The 382-nt window shown below is 37.7% G+C and carries 1 protein-coding gene; it reads left to right on the top strand.

Features of this window, described 5'->3' with window-relative positions:
* On the top strand, positions 1–245 hold a 245-nt coding region (locus Tanf_RS16640), incomplete at its 5' end, for a hypothetical protein (protein WP_046824787.1).
* Between the last annotated feature and the right edge of the window lie 137 nt (positions 246–382).

Below are 382 nucleotides of genomic sequence, written 5' to 3'. Positions count from 1 at the left end.
GTGAGTGCCGTAGCGCAGCCTTTCATCAGGACTTTCGAAAAATCCGAAATCATGCATCGGAATTTACTGATTTAATTATTTTAATCCTAATTTATTTTGAAAAAGGCATTGGGATTTATGCCGTATTCCTGAAGATCCTCATCATTGGAATGGATTTTCGGGCGAGAAAAGGATTTTATATGGACACTCTGCTCATCATTTCTTCTTCTCATCATCAACAATTCACGTCTCTCTTCCGCGTTTAATAACGGATTATGAGGTGCAAAAATATCTTTCTTTTCAGTTGCCTGTAATTAGATACAGAGAGAGATTTTGGCAATACATGGAGTAATACAGGATGTATTCAAGTAGCAGAAAAAGGTGCCCGAAAACCAAATGGGCT

Origin of the sequence: Tannerella forsythia (assembly GCF_001006485.1) — a bacterium.
Taxonomy (GTDB): Bacteria; Bacteroidota; Bacteroidia; order Bacteroidales; family Tannerellaceae; genus Tannerella; species Tannerella forsythia.
Note: the sequence above shows the minus strand (reverse complement) of the source record. Positions and strands in the feature narration are given on the sequence as shown.